Below are 813 nucleotides of genomic sequence, written 5' to 3'. Positions count from 1 at the left end.
ATCCGAAAATAATTTCTCAAGCAGAATATGCAAAACAGATGCATATTACAAAGGCACAATTTCAATACTGGTTACGCTTATACGAACTCCATGGAGAAGAAGGTTTACACGAGGTCTATACAAATTACACCGCAGAGTTTAAACTAGACGTACTAAATTTTATGGCTCAATCGGGTATATCGTTAATGGATACAGCGGCTATCTTCATGATTCCTTCTTTTACAACGGTTTATCAATGGAAGAAGCAATTTGAAGTAGGTGGCTTAGATGCCCTTGAACCAAAGAAAAAGGGGCGTCCATCCATGAAAAATAAAAACACAAAACATGATACTAAAAAGATTCCGGCAGAAGGTTCAGTTGAAGCGTTACAAGCTGAATTAGAACGCTTACGTATGGAAAATGCGTATTTAAAAAAGTTGAATGCCTTAGTTCAAAACAAGGAAAAATCACCAAACAAGACAAGGCACAAGTAGTCTATGAATTAAGGCATGAGTTTCAAGTGAAAGAATTAGTAAAGTTAGCGGATATCCCTCGAAGCACCTATTATTTTTATGTAAAACAAATGGATAGAATCGATCCAGATGCCGATTTAAAAGTAGAAATTAAAGCGATTTATGATGAACACGAAGGTCGTTATGGATATCGTCGTATTCGTGATGAGTTAGCCAATCGTAATCAAATAGTGAATCATAAAAAAGTGCAACGAATTATGAAAGAGTTAGGTTTAAAATGTCTTGTACGTATGAAAAAATATAAATCTTATAAAGGAACAGTTGGTAAAATTGCACCTCATATTTTAGAGCGTAAATTTAC

At 34.6% G+C, this 813-nt stretch carries 1 pseudogene; it reads left to right on the top strand.

Annotated features, from left to right (window positions below):
- Positions 1-813: pseudogene (locus ACTFRM_RS31185) on the top strand (IS3-like element ISBce18 family transposase); the annotation flags it as partial.

This window comes from Bacillus cereus group sp. MYBK227-1 (assembly GCF_051916325.1).
GTDB classification, from domain to species: Bacteria; Bacillota; Bacilli; order Bacillales; family Bacillaceae_G; genus Bacillus_A; species Bacillus_A cereus.
The sequence above is the reverse complement of the archived record's forward strand: the minus strand, read 5'-3'. Positions and strand labels throughout refer to the sequence as shown.